This is a genomic window from Anaeromyxobacter sp. SG64 (assembly GCF_022690745.1).
In the GTDB taxonomy this organism is placed as follows: Bacteria; Myxococcota; Myxococcia; order Myxococcales; family Anaeromyxobacteraceae; genus Anaeromyxobacter; species Anaeromyxobacter soli.
On the sequence record NZ_JALCZB010000075.1, the window covers coordinates 1 to 22,530 of the forward strand.

The following is a 22,530-nucleotide window of genomic DNA, read 5'->3' on the forward strand; positions in this document are numbered from 1 at the left end:
CGCACGCCGCGCCCGGCGCCCCCTGGCTGTCCGCCGGCGCCGCCGCCGCGCTCGCGCGGCTCCAGGCGGCCGGGCTCGGCGGGGCGGAGGCGGCGCTCTCGCCGGCGATCGGGCGGGAGGCGCGCGACGCCCTCGCGGCCTTCATCGAGCACCACCTCGGCCGGCGCCTCGCGGCGCGCCGGTTCCTCGACGAGATCGGGCCGCTGCTCGGGGACTGACGCATGCAGCGCGACCTGGACGTGGTCTGCCTGGGCGAGGCGCTCGTCGATTTCCTCCCGGAGCGGCGCGGGCGGCTCGAGGACTGCGATCGCTTCGAGGCCTGCCCGGGCGGCGCCCCCGCGAACGTCGCGACGGGGCTCGCGCGCCTCGGGGCGCGGGTCGCCTTCCGGGGAGTGCTCGGCGACGATCCCTTCGGCAGGCTCCTCGTCCGCAAGCTCGAGGAGGAGGGGGTGCGCTGCGCCTTCCGGCTCACCCGCGAGCGGCCGACCGGCATCTGGTTCGTGGCCCTCGACGCCCGCGGCGAGCGGAGCTTCTTCTCGCCGAACGCCCGCTTCTCGGCGGACAAGCTCGTCGCCCCCGGCGACGTCGATCGCGGCCTCCTCTCGCGCGCCGCGTGGCTGCACGTGGGCTCCTCCGCGCACGTCCTGCCCGAGGGACAGGAGGCGCTGCGCGCCGCGGTCGCCGCGGCGCGCTCGCTCGGCCTGTCCGTCTCGTTCGACCCGAACGTGCGCGCGCACCTGTGGGACGATCTCGGCGCGCTCCGCCGCCTCTGCGCGGACGTGGTGCCCGCATGCACGCTCGTGAAGGTGTCGGAGGAGGAGGCGGAGCTCGTGACGGGGGAGGGGGACCCCGCCCGCGCGGCGGCGCGGCTCGCCTCGCTGGGGGTCCCGCTCGCGTGCGTGACCCTCGCCGAGCGCGGCGCGCTCGTCCGGCGCGGGGACGACCTCTTCCACGTCCCGGCGGAGCCGGTGGAGGTGGTCGACACCACCGGCGCCGGCGACGGCTTCGTGGCCGGCCTCCTCGCGGCGATCGCCGGACGTGGCCCGATCGAGGGGCTGGCGCGCGCGGATCTGGAGCGGGCGGTCGCGTTCGCGAACCGCGTCGCCGGCCGCGTCTGCACCCGCGTCGGCGCGGTCGCCGGGCTCCCCCGCGCCGGCGATGTTTCGGTTTGACACCGCACCCTTACGGCCCTACCGTCGCCGGCTCCGGTGACGGGGCCGCCGCGCGACGCGCGCCGGTCGAGGAGGCGCGCGCGTGTACTTCCAGGACCTCATCTTGAAGCTCCAGACCTACTGGGCGGGCCGCAACTGCATCCTCGCCCAGGGGTACGATCAGGAGGTCGGGGCGGGGACGATGAACCCCGCGACCTTCCTGCGCGTGCTCGGGCCCGAGCCCTGGAACGTGGCGTACGTCGAGCCCTCCCGCCGCCCGGCCGACGGCCGCTTCGGCGAGAACCCGAACCGCCTGTACCAGCACCATCAGTTCCAGGTCATCCTGAAGCCCAACCCGCCCGACGTGCAGGAGCTCTACCTCGGCTCGCTGAAGGCGATCGGGATCGACCCCCTCGAGCACGACATCCGCTTCGTCGAGGACGACTGGGAGAGCCCGACGCTCGGCGCCTGGGGCCTCGGCTGGGAGGTCTGGTGCGACGGGATGGAGATCACCCAGTACACCTACTTCCAGCAGGCGGGCGGGTTCGAGGTGAGGCCGGTGGCGGCGGAGCTCACCTACGGCCTCGAGCGCATCGCCATGTACCTGCAGGACGTGGAGAACGTCTTCGACGTCGAGTGGGTGAAGGGCGTCCGCTACCGCGAGGTCTTCCACCGGAACGAGGTGGAGATGAGCGAGTACTCGTTCCGCGTCGCGGATCCGAAGATGCTCTTCGGGCTCTTCGACATCTACGAGGCCGAGTGCAAGCGGCTCCTCGCGGCGAAGCTCCCGCTGCCCGCGTACGACTACTGCCTCAAGTGCTCGCACACGTTCAACAACCTCGACGCCCGCGGCGCGATCAGCGTGACGGAGCGGGCGGCGTACATCGGGCGCGTCCGCGCGCTCGCCCACGAGTGCGCGCGGGGCTACCTCGACTCGCGCGAGGCGCTCGGGTTCCCGCTCCTGCCGCCCGCGGAGCGGAAGAAGGCGGTCGAGGCGGCGCGCCTCGCGCGAGAGGCGCGAGAGGCCCTCCGCCAGGCTCAGGGCGAGCGGTCGCAGGCGCGAGACGAGCGGCCGCGGCAGGCCTGACGGTCCGATACCTCCTACCCCACGAGAGACACCAGATGGCGGACCTTCTGTTCGAGATCGGCGCGGAGGAGATCCCGGCGGGCTTCGTGCCGCCGGCGCTCAAGCAGCTCGAGGAGGATCTCGCGAAGGCGCTCGACGCCGCGCGGCTCTCCCACGGCGAGGTGAAGGCCGTCGGCACCCCGCGGCGGCTCGCCGTGTGGGCGCGCGACGTCGCGAAGCGCCAGACCGACGCCAAGACGGAGGCGTTCGGGCCGCCCGTGGCCCAGGCGTTCGACGCGGGCGGCAACCCCACGCCGGCCGCGCTCGGGTTCGCGAAGAGCCAGGGCGTGGAGGTGTCGAAGCTCGAGCGGGCCCAGACGCCGAAGGGCGAGCGGGTCGCGGTGACGAAGGTGGAGAAGGGGCGCAGGGCGGAGCAGGTCCTGCCCGAGCTCCTCGAGCGGCTCCTCGCGGGCCTCCGCTTCAGGAAGGCGATGCGCTCGCGCTTCGACGACGCGACCTTCGCGCGCCCGATCCGCTGGATGGTCGCGCTCTACGGCGGCCGGACGCTGAAGGTCCGCCACGGCGAGATCGTCTCCGGGAAGGTGACGTTCGGGCACCGCTTCGCCGCGCCCAAGGCGATCGCGCTCGCGGGGACCCCGGAGGACTACGTCGCGAAGCTCCGCCGGGCGAAGGTCCTCGCCGATCCGGTCGAGCGGCGCGCGGTCCTCGAGCTCGAGCTCGCGAAGGCCGCCAAGGCGGCCGGGGGCAAGATCCGGCCGGACGAGCCGCTCGTCGAGCAGGTGCTGTACCTCGTCGAGCACCCGACCGGCGTCGCGGGCGAGTTCGAGCGGTCGAACCTCGACCTGCCGCCCGAGGTGGTCGTCTCCGAGATGCGGAACCACCAGCGCTACTTCGCCGTGGTGGACGGGAAGGGCCGGCTCAAGAACCGGTTCGTCGCGATCTCCGGCACGCCGGTGAGGGACCCGAAGGTCGCCCGCCACGGCTACGAGCGCGTGCTGCGCGCGCGGCTCGCGGACGCCCGGTTCTTCTTCGAGGAGGACAAGCGCCGGCCCCTGCGCGATCGCATCGAGGACCTCGGGCGGCGCACGTTCCAGGCGCGGCTCGGGAGCGAGCTCGCGCGCACCGACCGCATCGTGGCGATCGCGAGCGCGCTCGCCAAGGCCGTCGACCGGGAGGACCTCGTGCCCGACGTGGTCGAGGCCGCGCGGCTCGCCAAGACCGACCTCACCACCGGCATGGTCGGCGAGTTCCCCGAGCTGCAGGGGGTCATGGGCGGCCACTACGCCCGGCTCGAGGGCCTGAAGCCGGAGATCGCGGACGCGATCGAGGATCACTACCGGCCGGTGGGGGCCTCGGGAGAGATGCCCCGGGGCGACGTCGGCGCGCTCGTCGCGATCGCGGACCGGCTCCACTCGCTCGTCGGGATCGTCGGCGTGGGCGAGAAGGCCACCGGCGCCGCCGACCCGTTCGGCCTGCGCCGCGCCACCATCGGCATCCTCCGCATCCTGCTCGCCCGCGGGTATCACCTGTCCCTCTCCGCGGCGGTCGAGCAGACGCTCGACGCGCTCGCGGGGGTGAGCCTCGCGGCCGATCGTGCCGTGATCGCGGAGCAGGTGCTCGACTTCGTCCGCGGGCGGCTGCGCGCGCTGTGGAGCGACGAGCTCGACGGCGACCTCGTGGACGCGGTGCTCGCCGCCGGCTTCGACGACGTGGTGGACGCCCGCCGGCGCCTCGAGGCGCTCGCGCAGGTGAAGGCGCGGCCCGACTTCGTGCCGCTCGCGCTGGCGTTCAAGCGCGTCGCGAACATCCAGGAGAAGGCCGGGGGCGGGACGGGGGCGGCGGTGGATCCCCACCTCCTGCGCGAGGAGGCCGAGCGCCACCTGCTGGCGGAGCTCGAGCGCGTCGAGGCGGAGGCTGCGACGCTCCGTACGACCCGCGACTACCCGGGCGTGCTGCGGAACGTCGCCGAGCTCGAGCCCGCGGTCGCGCGGTTCTTCGACGACGTGCTCGTCATGGCGGAGGATCCGCAGGTCCGCGCGAACCGGCTCGGGCTCATGCGGCGGGTCGCGGCGCTCTTCTCCGGCGTCGCAGACTTCCGGAAGATCCAGGCCGAGGCGCCGGCCCAGGCGTGAGCATCCCGACCTTGACCGGCTCCCGACCCCGCGGCTACGGTTCGCGCTCACCCGTGCCCGCCCACGTCAGAAACGCGCTCCTCGCCGCCGCCGCCGCAGCGCTGGCAGCCTGCGGCACCCCGCCGTCCGCCGACCCGGCCCCGCTCGACCGGTTCAGCGCGCCGATCGCCCTCGGGATGTCGGGGAGCGACCTGCTCGTCGTCTCCTCCAACTTCGAGCTCGCCTACGGGCTCGACGACGGCGGGAGCGTCATCCCGGTCGACGTGCAGGCGTCCCCGAGCACCTTCGGGAAGGGCGTCCGCATCGCCAGCTTCGCGGGGGAGCTCTCCGTCGCCGACGCAGCGGTCTGCGGGCTGCCCGAGTCGCTCGCGCTCGTCCCCGCGCGCGAGGGGAACGCGCTCTATCGCATCGGCGTCGGCGCCGGCGGCGAGCTGTCCTGCGGCGCCGGGTGCCGCCTGCCGCTGCGCAGCGACGTGGCGGACGCGTACGGCGTCCTCGCCGTGTGCCGCCCGCCCGCCGTCGCCGGCGGCGAGCCGCGGGCGCGCGCGTACGTCGGCTTCCTGCGCACGCCGGGGAGCCGCGGCCAGATCTCCGAGGTGGACCTCCGGACCGGCGCCACCCGCAACCGGGACGTCGGGCTCGGGCCGGTGCGCAGCTTCGCCTACGACGCGCAGACCGACCGGCTCTTCTTCACCGCCATCGAGAGCGGCACGACCGCGCCGTTCCGCTGGCTCGACCTGGCGGGCGACTGCGCGATCGACGCGGCCGTCTCGGAGGGCGGCTGCCCGGTGTTCGGCATGGACCTCGCGGTGTTCCTCCGCGGAGTCGAGGCGCGCGGCATGGCGCTGTCGAACCCGCAGGACGGCCGGACGCGCCGCGCGTACGTCGCGGCGCGCGTCTACAACGCCGATCTCGCCGGCGCGATCGGGGGGCGTCCGGGGTTCGACGTGGGAGGCGTGCTCCTCGTCATCGACCTCGTCGAGGAGCGGTCCGGCCTCCAGCCACGCGTCGTCGGGATCTACGACGTGGGGCTCGGCGCGAACGAGGTGAAGGTGCTGCCGCCGAGGCCGGGGATGGGCGATCTCGTCGCGGTCACCGCCTCCGACGACGGGCTCCTCTGGATCTACGACGACGAGCAGGGCGCGCTCGTGCGCGTGATCGGGCGCGATCCCCACACCGGGATCCCGCTGTTCGGGCGGCAGCCGTTCGGCCTCGCCGTCCGCGACGACGGGGCCAAGGCGCGCCTGTTCGTCTCCTCCTTCAAGGACGGGTTCGTGACGCCCATCGACATCCCGCTCGACGCGCCGTGGACCGCGGCGGACCCGCGCGTCGAGGACCGGATCGGGGTGACGCCGTGAAGAGACGGCTGGCCTTCCTCGCGCTCGCGGCCCTGGCCGCGTGCGGAAAGAGCAGCACCTCCATCGGCGTCGGGCTCTCGGGGCCGTCGTCGGTGGTGGCGTACAACGGCTTCACGCCCAAGAACGCCGGGCTGCACCCGTACTTCGCCATCGCGAACGCCGCGCGCTCGGACCTGACCCTCGTCGACGCGGTGGACGACGCGCCGGTCCTCGCGCCCGTCATCGTCCGCTCGCTCGCCGTGCCGGTTCCGGATCCGCGCCCCACGCTGCTCGCCGCGTCGTCGCTCTGGGACGGCACCGGGGACGCCGCGAAGGCGGACCTCCTCGTCGTCGCGTCGGCCGCGGTGCCGGCGCTGCAGCTCGTCGAGACCTGGAACGCGTCGGCCCGCATCGTGGACGAGGCCGACCTCGCCGCGCTCGCGCCCGGCGCCGCGATCGTGGCCCTCGCCGCGATCCCGGTGCCGGACGGCGCCAGCCCTCCCGGCCGGACCCCGGGCCGCGTCCGCGTCGTCGCCGCTCTCACCGGCGCCCGGCTGGCGATCGTCGAGTACTCGCGGGCGGCGGACGGCCCGGGGATCGTGCGCGGAGAGGCCTCGGTGCGCTCCCTCGACGCCGGCGGCGCTCCGTTCGACGTCGTCTCGCTCGCGATGAACCCCCACGACCCGCTCCACCTGTACGCCGCGTCCCCCGATCCGATCGGCGCGGTGGAGGGCGTCGCCGAGATCACGGTGGCAGGTGCGCCCGCCGACTGGACGATCCGCGCGCTCGACGCCCGCGCGCCGACGCGGTTCGTGGCCGCGGCGCGCCTGCAGGAGCGGCTCACGGAGTGGCCCTCGGCCATCTACGGCGCCTTCTACGACGACACCAGCGAGTTCCAGGCCACGGCCGTGGATCGCGTCTACGCCGTGGTCGATCCGACGCGCTGCGGGCCGAACCACCGCATCGGCTGCGGCATCGCGGTCATCGATCCGGCGACCGGCGGCATCGTTCCGGACTACGCCGGCCTCATGCCGTACCTGGCGCCGATCACGCTGCCGGAGTTCCCGCTCGGGCTGGCCGTCGCGGAGCCTCCCGCCACGCCGCCGCCGGGCGAGGAGGCCCTCTTCCCGACCGGGTTCATGAAGATCGCGCCCGGCACCGGGCGCCGCGCCACGACCGCCGTCGCGGCGATCCCGTCCGCGAACGGGCGGATCTACTACGCCGATCTGGGCCGGTACGCCGTCCCGAACGACCTGTCGATCATCCGCGCGAAGACCAAGACGCGCGTCACGACAGGGCTCGCGCTGGGAGCGACGGTGGAGGGCGAGGACCACCCGCGCATCTTCGGCGTCTGGTTCCTCGACGGCGAGACGTGGAAGCTCGGGTACGACACCACCGAGATCCAGAAGGGCGTGCACGTGACGCCCGGGTTCACCGGCAACGAGACCTGGGTGGTCTCGTTCCAGGGGCTGCTCCCGGGGCTCGAGGCGCACCGCGGCCAGACCGGCGCCACGGCCGGCGGCGGGACCTGGGTCGCCATGCAGGTGCCGGTGACCGGCTCGGGCGCCACGCCGTTCACCGAGGTGGTGCGCGTCTACGACCCCACGTTCGCCGTGCGGGTGGGGGACCTCGCCGAGATCTACGCCCCCGCCGTCGCGGGCTGTCCCAGCGACGCTGCCATCGAGGCCCGGGTGACGGAGCTCCTGCCGCCCGCCGACGCCTACCCGGGCGGCGCGCTCGCGCTCGAGCCGCTCGACGACCCGCGACCCAAGGTGAACACGGACGGCTCGGTCGGCCCGTGGCGCGACTGGCCCGCGTGCCTCCAGGCGCTCCGCGCAGGGGCCGTCGGCGTCCAGGCCCGCGTGCGCGCCTCGGGGCTCATGCTGACCGGGACCGCGAGCGGCTACGCCGGGCGGCCGGAGCTCGTGCCGGCGGCGGACGTCGCCACCACGCCCGACTTCGCGCTGCAGTACGAGGACGAGGACGCCCTCGCGGCCCAGTGCCCGCTCCTGCCCTGGCCGGCCGACTGGCGGACCCCGCCCGCCGGGTTCAGCACCTGCGACGCCGCGTGCCGGCTCGTCTGCGAGCGGCTGGTGCTGGCTCGCAAGGCGCGCCGCATCTACCACGTGTCCGACCAGTGTCACGGCACCGAGGCCGCCCCTGGCGACGACCTGGAGTGCTACCAGGCCTGGCCCGCGGCGCTCTATCCGTTCCCGCGGGCGAACGGGCCCGTCATCTCCTTCAAGGTCGGCTATCACGGCTCGGTGGCGGAGGGGGAGGTCTTCCCCGCGGACGACCACACGCTCTGGAGCCAGCTGCGGCTCCTGCAGACCTCCGCCGTCACCGCCAGCGGGATCGCCCCGAGCTCCCGCGGGCCGACCTCCCCGACCTCGACGGCCGCGGTCCTGCCGCTCGCCGTCTCGAGCTTCGATCGCAGCGCCATCGCCGGCGAGGCCGGCCTCTCCGCGGACACCCGGAAGCGCCTCCTCACCGAGGGCTACCGGTTCCTCGTCCCGTACGCGAACGACTTCGTGCTCGACTTCAGCCCGAGCGAGCCGGTGAACACCATCAAGGTGATCCGATGAGCTCGGCGGCGCGCGACGGGGGGCCTCGCGGGCGCCCGGGAGCGCTCGCATGAAGACGGTCCGGCAGGTCGCGATCGCCGACCACCTGTGGGAGGCGCTCGAGCGGATGGCGGAGGAGATGGGCTCCGACCGCGAGGCGCTCGTGAACCAGGCGGTCCACGTGTTCATGCGGCTCAACGGCTACGTGGTCCCCGGCAGCGTCGCCGCGACCACGCGCCCGGGGGCCCCGCCTCCGGCGGCCGGGGCGCCCGTCCTGCCGCGGGCCGAGCGCGCCGTCGTGGCGGAGCAGGTGCTCGACACGGCCGCGCGGCTCGAGCGCGAGATGCGCGCGCCCCCGCCGGTGCCGGCCGCCGTCGCGGCGGCTCCGGCCGCCTCGCCTGCGCCGTCGGCCGCGGCGGCCGTCGCGTCCGCGCTCGTGCTCGTGCGCGACGACGGCACCGAGGTGCCGGTCGCGAAGGATCGCTTCGTCATCGGCCGGGGACGGCACTGCGACCTCGTCGTGGACAGCGCGAAGGTGTCCCGCGAGCACGTCGCCATCGTGCGCGAGGGGCCGGGCTGGCTCATCGAGGACCTCGGCTCGTCGAACGGCACGTGGTTCCGGCGCGAGCGGATCGCCCGCCGGCGCATCGAGGACGGCGACGAGTACTTCGTGTGCGCCGAGCGGCTGCGCTGCGCGCTGCGGTGAGGCGTCCCTCGCGCGGGCCCTGGGCCGCGACGTTTCCGCCGCACCGCCTCGCGACTCGCGGGCGCGCCGCGTTTTCCCGCTGCCCGCGCCGGCGCGTGGGACTATCGTTCCGTCCCGCATGCCCACCCTGACGCTCATCGACGGCTCGGGCTTCGTCTTCCGCGCCTATCACGCGATCCCGCACCTCTCGACCACCCGCGGGACGCCGACCAACGCGGTCTACGGCTTCACGACGATGCTCCTCAAGGCGCTCCGCGAGCACGCGCCGACGCACGTCGCGCTCGTCATGGACGCGGGGCGCAAGAGCTTCCGGAACGAGATCGACCCCACCTACAAGGCGAACCGCCCCGAGGCGCCAGACGATCTGCGCGCGCAGTTCCCCCTCGTGCGGGAGGTGGCGGACGCCCTCGCCGTGCCGCGCATCGAGGAGGGAGGCGTGGAGGCGGACGACGTCATCGCCACGCTGGCGTGCCGCGCGCGCGAGCAGGGCTACGAGGTCGTGGTGGTCACGGGCGACAAGGACTTCGCGCAGCTCGTGGACGAGAAGCTCTCGCTCTACGACCCGATGGCCGAGGCGAGCGGCCGGGGCGGGTGGACCGGGCCCGCCGAGGTCGAGAAGAAGCTGGGGGTCCGGCCGGACCAGGTCGTCGAGTACATGGCGATCCTGGGCGACAAGATCGACAACGTGCCGGGGATCGCGGGCATCGGCGAGGTGACCGCCGCCGCGCTGGTGCGCCGCTTCGGCACCGTCGAGGAGATGCTGCGCCGGCCCGACGAGATCCCGGCGGCGGTCGCGCGCGGCGGCGAGAAGGTGAAGGAGAAGATCGTCGCGAACGCGGCGCGCATCCGGATGAACCGGGAGCTCGTGGCGCTGCGCTGCGACCTCACCCTCCCGCTCGCGCCCGAGGCGCTCGGGCGGAGACGTCCGGACGACTCGCGCGTGCGCGCGCTCTTCTCCGAGCTCGAGTTCTCCCGGCTCCTGAAGGACCTGCCCGCGCCCCCGCCGACGCCGCGCACGGAGCGCGCGGAGCTCGTCCTCGACGCGGCGGCGCTCGCGGACGCCGTCGCGGCGCTCACGGCCGCCCCCGCCGTGGGGCTCCGGCCCGTGCTCGCGGGGCCGGCCCCGCGCACGGATCCGGTGGTGGGCCTCGCGCTGGCGGGAGGCGGCAGGGCGTTCTACGTGCCGCTGCGCCACCGCTACCTCGGGGCGCCCGCGCAGCTCGGCGTGGAGGACGTGCGCGCCGCGCTGCGGCCGCTCCTGGAGGGCGACGCGCCGAAGCACACGCACGACCGCAAGGCGGTGCAGCACGCGCTCGCGGGGCTCGGGCTCACGCTCGCGGGGCCGGGGATGGACACCGAGCTCGCGAGCCGGCTGCTCCTCCCCACCCGGCGCGAGCACGCCCTCGCCGACGTCGCACGCGAGCGGATCGGCTGCGAGCTGCCGCGCGATCCGAGCGGCGGCGACGCCGCCCGCAAGAGCGAGCGGGTCGCGGTCGAGGGGATCGAGGTGGAGCGCGCCGGCGCGTGGGCCGCGCAGTGCGCCGCCTCGCTGCTCGACCTGGTCCCGGCGCTCGAGCGCGCGCTCGAGGAGGAGAAGGTCCTGCCCCTCTACCGGGACGTGGAGCGGCCGCTCGTGCCCGTGCTCTGGGAGATGGAGCGGGCGGGCATCCTCGTCGACCGCGGCGCCATGGAGGGCATGAGCGCCGAGTTCGGGCGCTCCATGCAGGACCTCGAGACCCGCATCCACGCGTCCGCCGGTCACCCCTTCAACATCGCGTCCACCCGCGAGCTCTCGCAGGTGCTCTTCACCGAGCTCGGCCTCCCCGTGCTGAAGCGGCTCAAGACCGGCCCGTCCACCGACCAGGACGTCCTCGAGAAGCTGGCCGAGCAGCACGAGCTGCCGCGGCTCGTGCTCGAGCACCGGGGGCTCTCGAAGCTCAAGGGCACCTACGTCGACGCGCTCCCTCAGCTCGTCGACCCGGCGGACAGCCGCATCCACACGACCTTCCACCAGGCAGGCGCGGCGACCGGGCGCCTCTCCTCGTCCGATCCGAATTTGCAGAACATCCCGGTGCGCACCGAGCTGTCGCGCCGCATCCGCGCGGCGTTCGTCGCCCCGGAGGGCGCCCGGCTCCTCTCGGCCGACTACTCCCAGATCGAGCTCAGGATCCTCGCGCACTACTCGCACGATCCCGCGCTCCTCGAGGCGTTCCGCGCCCGCGACGACGTTCACACGCGCACCGCCGCGGAGACGTTCGGCGTCGCGCCCGCCATGGTCACGTCGGACATGCGCCGCATCGCGAAGGTGCTGAACTTCGGGATCGCCTACGGCCTCTCCGCCTTCGGGCTCTCGCAGCGGCTCGACCTGCCGGGCGCGGAGGCGCAGGCGATCATCGACCGGTACTTCACGCGCTACGCCGGCGTGCGGCGCTGGGTCGAGAAGGCGGTGGAGGACGCGCGTGCGACGGGGGAGTCGCGCACGCTGTTCGGGCGCGTCCGCGCCATGCCTGAGATCGCGGCGCGGAACCCCGCGCTCCGCAACGCCGCGGAGCGCACGGCGATCAACACGCCGATCCAGGGCACGGCCGCGGACATCGTGAAGATCGCGATGATCCGCGTGCACGACGCGCTCGCGAGCGAGGGGCGCCGGGCCCGGCTGCTCCTCCAGGTCCACGACGAGCTCGTGCTCGAGGTCCCCGAAGGCGAGCTCGCGCCGGTCGAGGCGCTCGTCCGGCGCGAGATGTCCGGCGCGGCGGCGCTCGAGGTGCCGCTCGAGGTGGAGGTGGGGGTGGGGGGGAGCTGGGCGGAGGCGCACTGATTACGGCGCACGATCCCTGCCTGCTGGGGCTACGGCGCACGATGCCTGCCTGCGCCGGGCGGACTCGTCGCTCCGCTGCTCGGCGTACGGAAGCGGTCTCATTCATCACAACGGCAGGTACTCGCCGGACGAGCGGTGGGTGTTTCGACCGCGGTTTCAGTGCGCGTGCCGGATTTGGGCATCGACGGGGTCGGCGCACGCGCTCGTGCTCGACCCCGATGAACGCGGGGAGGCGGCGGAGCAGGCGAACGTCTCGTCGTGTCGGGCCGGGCGCGGCGACGGCATGATTTCGCGCGTGGTGCGTGCGGCCTTCTCGAAGGCGCCTCCGCAGCCGCACCGGAGCACGGGCTGGAGCGTCACGGACGGTCGGCCGTCTTCACCCATGGTGATAACTATCGCCAGCGGTAGTGCCGCCCGATGTCGCGGCATTCTCGCGAAGAGGCAGGGCGTCCCAGGTGCGGTGGGTGAAACATTTCCCGTTGACGCCTTCTCGCCTCGAGCGCGCTCCGGCATCGGAGCCGGCGCGGAAGGGCCGCTCTCGCGCACGCGCCTCGCGCGTGTCACGCGCGGAGACCGCGGAAAGGCATCGACGAGGGCGCAGCGGATAGCGCCGCGGGCAGGTGCTCACCCAGGAGAACGTGGACGACATCCTCGCTCGCGCCGCCTTCCGGACGCGGGCCGAGGTCGAGCACCTCGTCGTCTCCGTCCAGGCCCGCACCGCTCCGCGCGCAGGCGTCCGCAAGCTGGCCGAGCGCGCGCCCGCCGCAGCGAGCGCAGCGCTACCGCTCCCGGCGTCCGATGCAGGCGCCGAGGCGGCGCCAGTGGCCGGCCCTGCTGAACCGACCCTCGGCCCGGACCCCATCGCCGACTCGCGGCCTGCGCTCCCGCCCACCGTCGCGCAGCCGAAGCGAAGGGCCGAGACGCTCGCCGTCTCGGAGACGCACTGGTCGCTTCGGGTCACCCTCGACCGCGCCTGCAAGGAGGACCTCGAGACGCTCCGGTCACTCCTGTCGCACAAGGTTCCGGACGGCGACCTCGCGGCGGTGCTCCACGAGGCGATCCGCTGCGCCATCGAGAAGCACGGCAAGCGCAAGGGCGCTGCCGCGCCGGAGCGGAAGACGAAGGACGCGAAGGAAGGTTCGAAGGAGTGCGCGAAGGAGGGCTCCGAGGAAGGCTCGAACAGGGGCGCGAAGCAGGTCGCGGCGAAGCCGCCGGGGGCGAGGCCCACGATCCCGGCGATAGTTCGCCGCGCCGTGTGGAAGCGCGACGGCGGGCGCTGCGCCTGGGTCGGTCCGGACGGCTGCGGCTGTAACAGCCGTTGGAAGCTCGAGCTCGACCACATCCGACCCGTCGCCCTCGGGGGACTGTCGACGATCGACAATCTTCGGCTCGCCTGCCGAGCCCACAATCTTCTCCACGCAGAGAACACCTTCGGGCGCGAGCACATGGATCACTTCCGCCGCGACGCGAGCGCCGGGCCGACGCCGCTCTCTGGCGCTGGCGTGGCACCTCTGCGTCCCGTCATGCAGCTGGGGATGTGGGCGCCGTGACGCTGCGGCCGCCAGCGGAGTTGGCCGACCTCCGGCGAACCGGGTTGGGTTCACATGGCCGCGCGGCTAGAGCGACGACTCGCCGCTCGGTGCTACCCGGCTTCCGAACCTTTACGCCCCATCGGGTGACGCTCACCGCTCTGCGCCCGCAGTGCTCCGCGCGGAGCCTTCCCGGTGCGCGCGTGCCAACCCCGTCGTTGCCCAGCCGGAGCGTGCGATTCCCCGCTCGTCCGACCGAAGCCGCTCCCCCCCCTCCGGTCAGCAGCCGAAGATGTGACGGATCCTCAAACGCAAGCAGTACGCCTGCGCGGCTGCGCTCCTCGTGCGCCCGGCTCGGCGACGGGCTCGTGCCCTGCGAGTGGCCGTGCTCGGTGGTGCTGGCTCTACGGTAAACGACCCCGCCTGCGACGGGCTCGTGCCCCTGCGTTCTGCTCGACTACGCGAGGATGAGAGCGAGCGGGCCCGGAGCGCTCTGAACGTCCGCTACTCGTCCGCGGCCTTCCGGCGCGAGGGGATGTACTGGACGGTCTCCTCGCGGGCAGGCTCGCGGAACGCCTCGATGAGCTTCAGGTGGCTCTCGGCGAGGGTCCGCACGTTCGCCTCGAACTGGACGCGCTGGCGCTTCAGCTCGTTGATGTCGTCGACGATGCGGAGGAAGCGCTGGTGCGCGCCCTGGACGATCTTCTCGGCCTGGAGCTCGGCGTCCGAGATCGTGATCTCCGCCTCCTTGCGGGCGGACTCGCGGATCTCCTCGGAGGCCCGCTGGGCCGTCACGAGCGTCTCCTGGAGCGCGCGCTCGCGGCTCCTGAACTCCGCGATCTCCTCGGCCTTGCGGCGGTCCTCCTCGCGCAGCGCGAGGTTCTCCTTCACGAGCGACTCGAACTCGGTCGCCACGAGGGCGAGGAACGCCTCGACCTCCTCGGGGGAGGAGCCGCGGAACACCTTGGAGAACTGCTTCTGAGTGATGTCGAGGGGCGTGATCTTCATTGGGGGCGCGCTCCGGTGGGTCATGATACCGACCCATCCGCGGCTGTCCATTTCGCCCGGCCCACCTCGGCCCACAGGTTGGCCGGCGCGGTTCCCCGTCCGGTCGCTATGATCCCTGCCCGTCGAGGCTCCCACGATGGACTCGTCCGCCGGCCAGATCCTGCTCGCTGCGGTGACGCTCGCCGCGGCGGCGGTCGCGGTGGCGCTCGGCGTCGCGCTCCGGCGGGTCTCCAGGGCGAGGAGCACCCTCGAGCGCGAGGGCGGGACGCTGCGCCGGGAGGCGGAGACGGCCCGTCGCGAGCTGGACGCCGAGCGGCAGCGCGCGAGCGAAGAGCGAGCGCGGCTCGAGGCGAGGGAGCGAGGTGCGCGCGCGGAGGCGGAGCGTTCGGATCGCGCGAAGGACGAGTTCGTCTCCACCGTCTCGCACGAGCTGCGCACGCCCCTCAACGCCGTGCTCGGCTGGGCGCGGCTCCTCCGGCTCGGCAAGCTCGACGCGACCGCGGCCGCGCGCGGGATCGAGACCATCGAGCGGAGCGCCCAGGCGCAGGCGCAGATCGTGGACGACCTGCTCGACGCGTCGCGCATCGTGCGGGGCCAGCTGCGGCTCGACGTGCGTCCCGTCGAGCTCGTGCCGGTCATCGAGGCGGCGCTCGAGGCCGTCCGTCCTGCCGCGGCGGCGCGGAGCATCTCGATCGCGGCGGTGCTCGTGCCGCGCGCCGGGCCGGTGGCGGGCGATCCGGGGCGGCTGCAGCAGGTCGTCTGGAACCTGCTCTCGAACGCCATCAAGTTCACGCCGCCCGGCGGTCGCGTGGAGATCCGGCTCGCGCGCGAGGGGGACGAGGTGACCATCCACGTGCGCGACACGGGCGCGGGGCTCGACCCGGCGTTCCTGCCGCACCTCTTCGAGCGGTTCCGCCAGGCGGACTCGTCCTCGACGCGCGCCCACGGGGGGCTCGGCCTCGGCCTCGCGCTGGTGCGGCACCTCGTGGAGGCGCACGGCGGCTCCGTCTCCGCGTCGAGCGACGGCCCGGGGCGGGGCGCGACGTTCGCCGTGCGGCTGCCCATCTCGCCTCAGCGGCCCCGGCGAACGTCGGAGACGGCTCCGGCGCCGCCGACCGGGCCGCGCGAGCTTCGGCCGCTCGCGGGGCTCGAGCGCGTGCGGGTGCTCGTCGTCGACGACGATCCCGACACCCTCGACGTGGTCCGTCAGGTGCTGGAGGCGGCCGGCGCCCTCGTGACCGCGGCGGCGTCCGCGCGCGAGGCGCTCGCGGCGCTCTCCGCGCGCCCTCCCGACGTGCTCCTGTCGGATCTCGGCATGCCCGGGGAGGACGGGTACGCGCTCATCCGCAAGATCCGCAGCCTCGAGGCGACGCGCGGCGGGCGCGTCCCCGCGGCCGCGCTCACCGCCTACACCCAGGCGGAGGATCGGACGGAGGCGCTGCTCGCGGGCTTCCAGGTCTACCTCGCGAAGCCGGTGGAGCCCGCGGAGCTGACCGCGGCGGTCGCCCGGCTCGCGGGGCGGATGAACTGATCCCCTCTCGCCGGTGCGCAGCGCGCGCGGCGGCCGCCCGGCGCGCCCCTTATGTTATCTTCCGCGCCGCGTCATGCCGTTCTCCGAGCTCATCGCGCAGGATCGCGCCGTGTCCTCGCTGCGATCCGCCCTGCGGCGCGGCGCGCTCCACCACGCGTACCTGTTCGGTGGTCCGGAGGGCGTCGGGAAGGCGACGGCGGCCCGGCTCCTCGCGCAGGCCGCGAACTGCGAGGCCCCGGCGCCAGAGGGCGGGAGCCGCGACGACGCCTGCGGCACGTGCGGGCCGTGCCGGAAGATCGCGCGCGGCGTCCACCCGGACGTGCTCGTGCTCCACGAGGAGCGCGTGATGGCCAAGGCCGGGAGGTGGGATCCGAAGGGCGGCCGCGCGCCCTCCAAGGACATCGTCGTGGACCAGGTGCGGGACGTGGTGGACCGCCGCCTCGCCCTGAAGCGCTTCGAGGGGCGCCGCCGGTTCGTCGTCCTCGATCCCGCCGACGCGATGAACCCTCAGGCCCAGAACGCGCTCCTCAAGACGCTCGAGGAGCCGCCCGACGACACGACGCTCGTGCTCGTGGCGTCGAGCCCCGACGCGCTCCTGCCCACAATCCGCTCGCGCTGCCTGCGCGTGCCGTTCGCGCCGCTGCCGGCGGCGGCGGTCGCGGCGCGGCTCGAGGCGGAGGGCCGGCCTGCCGGGGAGGCGCGGCTCGCGGCCGCGCTCGCGGGGGGCTCGCTGGCGCGCGCCCTCGCGCTCGACGCGGAGACGCTCGCCGCCGAGCGGGACGCGGTGCTGGCCGCCGCCGCCCTCGATCCCGCCGACGCAGGCGCCTGGCTCGCCTTCGCGCGCGAGCACGGCGACGACCGCGAGAGCGCGGCCGAGCTGTGCGCGCTCCTCGCGGTCTGGCTGCGGGACGTCCTGGCGGCGCGCGCCGGAGCCGCCGAGCTCGCCCTCGGGGATCTCGCCGAGGCCACCCGGCGCGCCGCCGCGGCGCTCTCGCCCGCGGAGATCGTCCGGCGACGCGAGGAGGTCCAGAAGACCGCCGCCGCCCTGCGCCAGAACGCGTCGGCGACCCTCGCACTCGAGCGCATGCTCATCGCGTGGTTCCATGGCCGGGGGTAGGGGGACGGCGCCGCGCGGCGCGGCGGGCGCCACGCTCGAGACCTGCCTCGCGGACGTCCGCGGCGGGGCGCCGCGTCCCGTCTACCTGCTCGACGGCGACGCGTTCCTCGCGCTGCGCGCGGCGCGCGAGCTCGCCTCGGCGCTCGTCCCGGAGGCGCAGCGCGCGCTGAACCTCGTCGAGCTCGACCCCGCCACCTCGCCCGCCGAGGTCGCGGCCGAGCTGTCCACCGGCGGCCTCTTCGGCGGCGGCAAGGTCGTGCTCCTCCACGAGCCGGCGTTCCTCACCTCGAAGGAGGACGCGGAGGACGCGTTCCGGCGCGCGAAGGACCAGTGGGCGAAGGGCGCCCAGCGCGACGCGGCGCGGCGGCTGCTCGCGCTCGCCGCGAAGGCGGGCTGGTCCTCGAAGGACCTCGCGCCGGACCGGGGGATCGACCACGCCGCGCTCGCGGCGGATCTCGGCGTGCCGGAAGGCGCTTACGACGCGGCGTTCGTGGAGGGGGCGGCGCGGTTCGCGGCGGAGCGCGAGCTCAAGGTCTCGAAGGACGACGCGTCCGCGCTCGACGCCGCGCTCGAGCGGGGCTTCGCCCGCGGCCACGTCCTCGTCGTCGCCGCCGGCAAGGTGGACGGGCGGCTCCCGCTCGTGAAGCGGCTCGCCGCGGCCGGGCGCCGGGTCACGATCCAGCTGGAGAAGGAGGGCACGTGGGACGCGCAGCGGCTCGTCCTCGGCCCCGTGCTCGAGTCGCTCCTCGCGGGGACCGGCAAGCGCGTCGACCGCGCCGGCGAGGCCCGGCTCGCGGCGCTCGTCGGCGAGGACGCGCGCACGCTCGCCTCCGAGGTCGCGAAGCTCGCCGCCTACGTCGGCGACCGGAAGGTCATCGGCGCGGAGGACGTCGACGCGGTGGTGACCCGCGTCGCCTCGGATCCCTTCTTCGCGCTCGGCAACGCCGTCGAGGCCCGCGACCTCCCGCAGGCGCTGGGCGTGCTCGAGCGCGCGATCGCGGACGGCGGGAGCCCGTTCATGCTGCTCGGCTCGCTCGCGAGCACCGTCCGGCGGATGATCGTCGAGCGGGAGCGCGCGCGCCGCGCGGTGGGCGACCGGCGCATCGGCTCGGCGCGGGAGTGGGAGGCCGAGGTCTTCCCGCTCGTCCCCGAGGACGAGGCGAAGGGCAAGAAGCCCTACGGGTTCTGGATGAAGTACCAGGCGGCGCTGCGCTTCTCGCGGGCCGAGCTGCTCGACGGCCTCGCCGCGCTCGCGGAGGCGGACGTCGCCATGAAGAGCGGGCAGGACGGGCGGATCCGCCTCGAGCGCGTCCTCCTCGGCCTGCTCGCCAGCGGACACATCGAAAGGAGCCACCCTTGAGCCAGCGTCTCCTCGTGACGAGCGCGCTCCCTTACGCGAACGGGTCGATCCACCTCGGCCACCTCGTCGAGTACATCCAGACCGACGTCTACGTGCGGTTCCGGCGGGCGTGCGGCGACCACGTCACCTACGTCTGCGCGGCCGACTCCCACGGCACGCCCATCGAGCTGAACGCCGCGAAGGCCGGGATGACGCCGAAGGCGTTCGTCGAGAAGTACCGCGCCGAGCAGCACCAGGACTTCGCCCGGTTCGGGGTCGAGTTCTCGACGTATTACACGACGGACTCGCCCGAGAACGCGCGCTGGGCGTACCGCGTCTACGACGCCCTCAAGGCGAAGGGGCTCATCTACAAGCGCTCGATCGAGCAGCTCTACTGCGAGACCGACCGGCGCTTCCTGCCCGACCGCTTCGTGAAGGGCACCTGCCCGAAGTGCGGCGCGAAGGACCAGTACGGGGACGTCTGCGAGGTCTGCGGAACGACCTACGACCCCCGCGACCTCATCGACCCGCGCTGCGCGATCTGCGGCAGCACGCCCGTCGTGCGCTCGTCGGACCACGCCTACGTGGATCTGAAGAAGGCCCAGGGGATCATCCGCGCGTGGGTGGAGGAGGAGGGGCACCTCGAGCCGGGGGTGCGGGAGCAGGTGAAGGGCTGGCTCGCCGACCTTCAGGACTGGTGCATCACGCGCGACGCGCCTTACTTCGGGTTCCCGGTGAAGGATCCGGAGTTCGCCGGCAAGTTCCTGTACGTCTGGGTGGACGCCCCCATCGGCTACCTCTCCTCGGCGGAGCACTACTTCACGGAGGAGGCGCCGGAGGGCGAGCGGCTCACCGCGGCCGAGTTCGAGCGCCGCTACCTCGCCGAGGGCGCGGACGCGCGCCTCGAGCACTTCATCGGCAAGGACATCCTGCGCTTCCATGCGGTGTTCTGGCCGGCGATGCTCTGGGCGGCCGGCCTGAAGCGGCCGGACCGGATGCCGGTGCACGGGCACCTCACCGTGAACGGCGAGAAGATGTCGAAGACCCGCGGGAGCTTCATCACCGGACGCACCTACCTCGACTCGGGCCTCGACCCCGAGCTGCTCCGCTACTTCTACGCGGCGAACCTCGGGCCGAGCGTGCAGGACCTCGACCTCGCGCTCGACGAGTTCCGCAACCGCGTCAACGCCGACCTCGCGAACAACGTCGCGAACCTCGCCTCGCGCGTCGCGGCGCTCGTCCCCCGCGCGGGGGCGCCGCTCGCGGAGGCCCCGGAGCCGGCGCTCGTCGAGGTGACGCGCACGGCCCTCGCGCAGGCGCGCGCCGCGTACGGCGCGCTGGAGTACCGCGAGGTGGTCCGCGCGGCGAACCAGGTGGCGGACCGCTGCAACAAGCGGCTCCAGGAGGCGAAGCCCTGGGAGGATCCGGCCTCGGCGGCGAGCCGGGCGCTCCTGTACTCCTGCGCCAAGGCGCTCCGCGGCATCGCCACGATCCTCTGGCCGGTGATGCCGCGCTTCTGCGACGGCCTCGCCGCGGCGTTCGGGCAGGAGCGGCCGGCGCGCTGGGACGAGGGCTTCGATGCCTTCGCCGGCGGCCCCGTCGCCGTCGCCGCGAAGCCCCCCCAGATCGCGCGCCTCGACGCGAAGCAGGTGGAGAAGCTCATCGTGGTGCCGCCCGAGGCGAAGGCGCCGCCTCCCAAGGTGGCCAAGGCGACGAGTCCCGCGGAGACCGCCACCAAGGCGAGCGCGAAGCCGGCGCCGCCTCCGCCCCCGGGCGTCATCCAGTACGACGACTTCGCCAGGCTCGAGCTCCGCGTGGCCCTCGTGCGCGCTGCCGAGAAGGTCCAGGGGGCGGACAAGCTCCTGAAGCTCACCGTCGAGGCCGGCGATCCCGAGCCGCGCACCATCGTCGCCGGCATCGCGCAGGCGTACCCGGATCCCGGCGCGCTCGTCGGCAGGCGGATCGTCGTCGTCGCGAACCTGGCGCCGCGCCCGCTGCGCGGCATCACCTCGCAGGGCATGCTCCTCGCCGCGGGCGAGCCGCCGAACCTGTCGGTGGTGACGGTCGCCGACTCGATCGCGCCCGGGACGCGCGTGAAGTAGGGCGGGGGCGACGCGCGGCCGGGGAGGGCAGGGGAGACGGATCGCATGGGGCTCATCGACTCTCACGCCCACCTCGACTACGAGGACTACGCCCAGGACCTCGACGGCGTCGTCGCGCGGGCGCGCGCCGCCGGGCTCGAGCGCGTCGTCTGCGTGGGGCTGTGGCGCAAGCCTGGAGACTTCGGCAACGCGCTCGAGCTCGCGACCCGCGATCCCGGCTTCTTCAGCGCGACGATCGGCGTCCACCCGCACGAGGCCGCGCGCGTCCCGGAGGAGGACTGGGCGACCGCGGCCCGGCTCGCGGCGGACGCACGCGTCGTCGCGGTCGGGGAGACCGGCCTCGACTACCACTACGACCACTCGCCCCGCGAGGATCAGCGCGCGGGGTTCCGCCGCTCGATCCGCATGGCGCGCGCCGCGGCGAAGCCGCTCGTCGTCCACGTGCGCGAGGCGGACGCGGACTGCGCGGCGATCCTCCGCGAGGAAGGGGTGCCGGCCGCGGGCGGGGTCATCCACTGCTTCACCGGCGACGTGTCCGCCGCGCGCGCCTACCTCGACCTCGGCCTCCTCATCTCGGTCGCCGGGGTCGTGACGTTCAAGACGGCGGACGCGATCCGCGAGGCCGTGAGGATCGTCCCGCGCGACCGGCTCCTCGTCGAGACCGACAGCCCGTTCCTCGCGCCGGTGCCCTTCCGCGGGAAGCGCAACGAGCCCGCCTACGTGGTGAAGACCGCGGAGAAGGTGGCGGAGCTGTGGGGCGCGACGCTCGACGAGGTCGCGGCCGCGACGACGGCGAACGTGCGGCGCCTGTTCCGGATCTGACCGGGGGCTGCGCCCCCCGCCCCGCCGAGCGAAGCTCCGCGCGCACGTGCGCCCCGGCGGACTCGCTTTGCTCGCCTGTTCGCGAATTGATCGTTGAGGCTACCCGCCCCAGCTGCCCCACTCGTCCGCGACGTCGCCCGGCTCCCCGGGCCGGTTCCGCTCGCGCCACTCCTGGAGCTCCCAGCCCCGGCGCTGGGCGAACGCGCGGAACGGCGCCTTGGGGTTCACGACCACCGGGTTCCCCACCGCCTCGAACAGCGGCACGTCGGCGATGGAGTCGGAGTAGAGCCAGCTGCGCGACGGGTCGAGGTCCCACTTCTCGAGCACCGCCTCCACGGCCGCGCGCTTGCCCTCGCGGAACACGACCGGCGGGACGATCTGGTCCGTCACCTTGCCGTCCACCACGCGCGTGCGGGTCCCGATCGCCGCGTGGACGCGCAGGTGCCGGCCGATCTCGTCCACCACGTACTGCGGCGACCCGGACGCGATGAGGACGAAGTGGCCGGACAGCAGGTGCCGGCGGATGTGGCGCATCGCGCCGGAGGTGATGCGCCTGCGCAGGTGGCGCTCGAAGCAGGCGTGCGCGTGGGCGCGGAGGTCGTCGGCGTAGAGGCCCTGCTGGCAGCGCGAGCCGACCTCGACCATGTCCTGCTCGGTCAGCCGGTGGCGGGCGTACTCGTAGATGATGCGCGGGATCCGCGCGCGCATCTCCGGCCGCATCACCTTCTGGTTGTACAGGTACCAGGTGAAGATCGTGCCGGCGTTCCCGTCGAGGAGCGAGTCGTCGACGTCGAAGATCGCCGCCGTGCGGCCGAACGGAACCATCAGGGAGCCCCCGCGCGCCCGGTCGTCGGGCGCACGGGGGCGATTGTACGCGCGTCAGGGCGCTTACGTGCCCTGCTTCGGCTCGGCCGCGGGGGCGTCGGCCGGGGCGGCAGACGCCTGCTCGGGTGCGGAGTCCACCGGCGCGGTCTCCGGAGCGGCCTCCACGGGAGCGGAGGCCGGCGTGGCCGGCTCCTCGGCGTGAGGAGGCGCCTCCGCCTTGCCGGTGTCCTCGAGCTTGGCAGCGAGCGCGGCGAACGGGTTGTGCGTCAGGTTCTTCTTCTCGGGCGGGCGATGCGGCCCCTTGTCGCCGGGGAGCCGCGGCCCCGTGTAGCCCCGCTTCTTGTCGCCGAAGCCGCCGGGCCCGCGGTGCTCGCCGGGGCCGCCGCGGTGCTCGCGCGGGCCGCGCTCGGGGCGCGCCTCGCGCACGGCGCCCTCGGGCCGCGCCTGTGCCTCCGCCGTACG

Annotated in this window: 15 protein-coding genes and 2 pseudogenes; 14 read left to right on the plus strand and 3 right to left on the minus strand. The window is 74.3% G+C overall.

What is annotated here, in order from left to right:
• The 9 genes and pseudogenes from MNZ29_RS18180 to MNZ29_RS18220 all read left to right on the plus strand — a co-directional run.
• The coding region (locus MNZ29_RS18180; RefSeq protein WP_242356215.1) for a DNA repair protein RecO C-terminal domain-containing protein at positions 1–218 on the plus strand (218 nt) is incomplete at its 5' end.
• Positions 219–221: 3 nt separating this feature from the next.
• The gene (locus MNZ29_RS18185) at positions 222–1,172 is read left to right on the plus strand and encodes a carbohydrate kinase (RefSeq protein ID WP_242356217.1); all 951 of its coding nucleotides are present in this window, start codon (positions 222–224) and stop codon (positions 1,170–1,172) included.
• 82 nt (positions 1,173–1,254) lie between these two features.
• On the plus strand, positions 1,255–2,238 hold the full coding sequence (locus MNZ29_RS18190) for a glycine--tRNA ligase subunit alpha (RefSeq protein WP_242341159.1): 984 nt from the start codon (positions 1,255–1,257) through the stop codon (positions 2,236–2,238).
• Between the two features lie 35 nt (positions 2,239–2,273).
• A complete protein-coding gene (glyS, locus tag MNZ29_RS18195; protein WP_242341160.1) occupies positions 2,274–4,370 on the plus strand; it encodes a glycine--tRNA ligase subunit beta in 2,097 nt (698 codons plus the stop codon).
• A gap of 53 nt (positions 4,371–4,423) precedes the next feature.
• On the plus strand, positions 4,424–5,728 hold the full coding sequence (locus MNZ29_RS18200; protein WP_242341161.1) for a hypothetical protein: 1,305 nt from the start codon (positions 4,424–4,426) through the stop codon (positions 5,726–5,728).
• The gene (locus MNZ29_RS18205) at positions 5,725–8,292 is read left to right on the plus strand and encodes a hypothetical protein (protein ID WP_242341162.1); all 2,568 of its coding nucleotides are present in this window, start codon (positions 5,725–5,727) and stop codon (positions 8,290–8,292) included. Before MNZ29_RS18200 ends, MNZ29_RS18205 begins: the two co-directional genes overlap by 4 nt.
• A gap of 49 nt (positions 8,293–8,341) precedes the next feature.
• The gene (locus tag MNZ29_RS18210) at positions 8,342–8,977 is read left to right on the plus strand and encodes an FHA domain-containing protein (RefSeq protein ID WP_242341163.1); all 636 of its coding nucleotides are present in this window, start codon (positions 8,342–8,344) and stop codon (positions 8,975–8,977) included.
• 118 nt (positions 8,978–9,095) lie between these two features.
• The gene (gene polA, locus MNZ29_RS18215) at positions 9,096–11,795 is read left to right on the plus strand and encodes a DNA polymerase I (RefSeq protein WP_242356219.1); all 2,700 of its coding nucleotides are present in this window, start codon (positions 9,096–9,098) and stop codon (positions 11,793–11,795) included.
• Positions 11,796–12,409: 614 nt separating this feature from the next.
• Positions 12,410–13,345: pseudogene (locus MNZ29_RS18220) on the plus strand (HNH endonuclease); the annotation flags it as partial.
• 483 nt (positions 13,346–13,828) lie between these two features.
• On the opposite strand, the gene MNZ29_RS18225 reads toward MNZ29_RS18220, so the two are convergent.
• On the minus strand, positions 13,829–14,332 hold the full coding sequence (locus MNZ29_RS18225) for a DivIVA domain-containing protein (protein ID WP_242340893.1): 504 nt from the start codon (positions 14,330–14,332) through the stop codon (positions 13,829–13,831).
• A gap of 136 nt (positions 14,333–14,468) precedes the next feature.
• Between MNZ29_RS18225 and MNZ29_RS18230 the strand changes: the two genes are divergently transcribed.
• The 5 genes from MNZ29_RS18230 to MNZ29_RS18250 all read left to right on the plus strand — a co-directional run bounded on the left by MNZ29_RS18230 (position 14,469) and on the right by MNZ29_RS18250 (position 21,243).
• A complete protein-coding gene (locus tag MNZ29_RS18230) occupies positions 14,469–15,863 on the plus strand; it encodes an ATP-binding protein (RefSeq protein WP_242340894.1) in 1,395 nt (464 codons plus the stop codon).
• 73 nt (positions 15,864–15,936) lie between these two features.
• A complete protein-coding gene (holB, locus tag MNZ29_RS18235) occupies positions 15,937–16,980 on the plus strand; it encodes a DNA polymerase III subunit delta' (protein ID WP_242340895.1) in 1,044 nt (347 codons plus the stop codon).
• Complete coding sequence (locus MNZ29_RS18240; RefSeq protein WP_242340896.1) at positions 16,967–18,340, plus strand: DNA polymerase III subunit delta; 1,374 nt, start codon at positions 16,967–16,969, stop codon at positions 18,338–18,340. Before holB ends, MNZ29_RS18240 begins: the two co-directional genes overlap by 14 nt.
• Positions 18,337–20,421 (plus strand): methionine--tRNA ligase, encoded by a 2,085-nt coding sequence (metG, locus tag MNZ29_RS18245; protein WP_242340897.1) that lies wholly within the window; start codon positions 18,337–18,339, stop codon positions 20,419–20,421. Before MNZ29_RS18240 ends, metG begins: the two co-directional genes overlap by 4 nt.
• 45 nt (positions 20,422–20,466) lie before the next feature.
• Entirely contained in the window at positions 20,467–21,243 is a 777-nt protein-coding gene (locus MNZ29_RS18250) for a TatD family hydrolase (protein WP_242340898.1), read from the plus strand.
• 99 nt (positions 21,244–21,342) lie between these two features.
• On the opposite strand, the gene MNZ29_RS18255 is transcribed toward MNZ29_RS18250, so the two are convergent.
• The gene (locus MNZ29_RS18255) at positions 21,343–22,068 is read right to left on the minus strand and encodes an HAD family phosphatase (RefSeq protein WP_242340899.1); all 726 of its coding nucleotides are present in this window, start codon (positions 22,066–22,068) and stop codon (positions 21,343–21,345) included.
• Positions 22,069–22,131: 63 nt separating this feature from the next.
• Positions 22,132–22,530, minus strand: a pseudogene (locus MNZ29_RS18260) (phosphohydrolase); the annotation flags it as partial.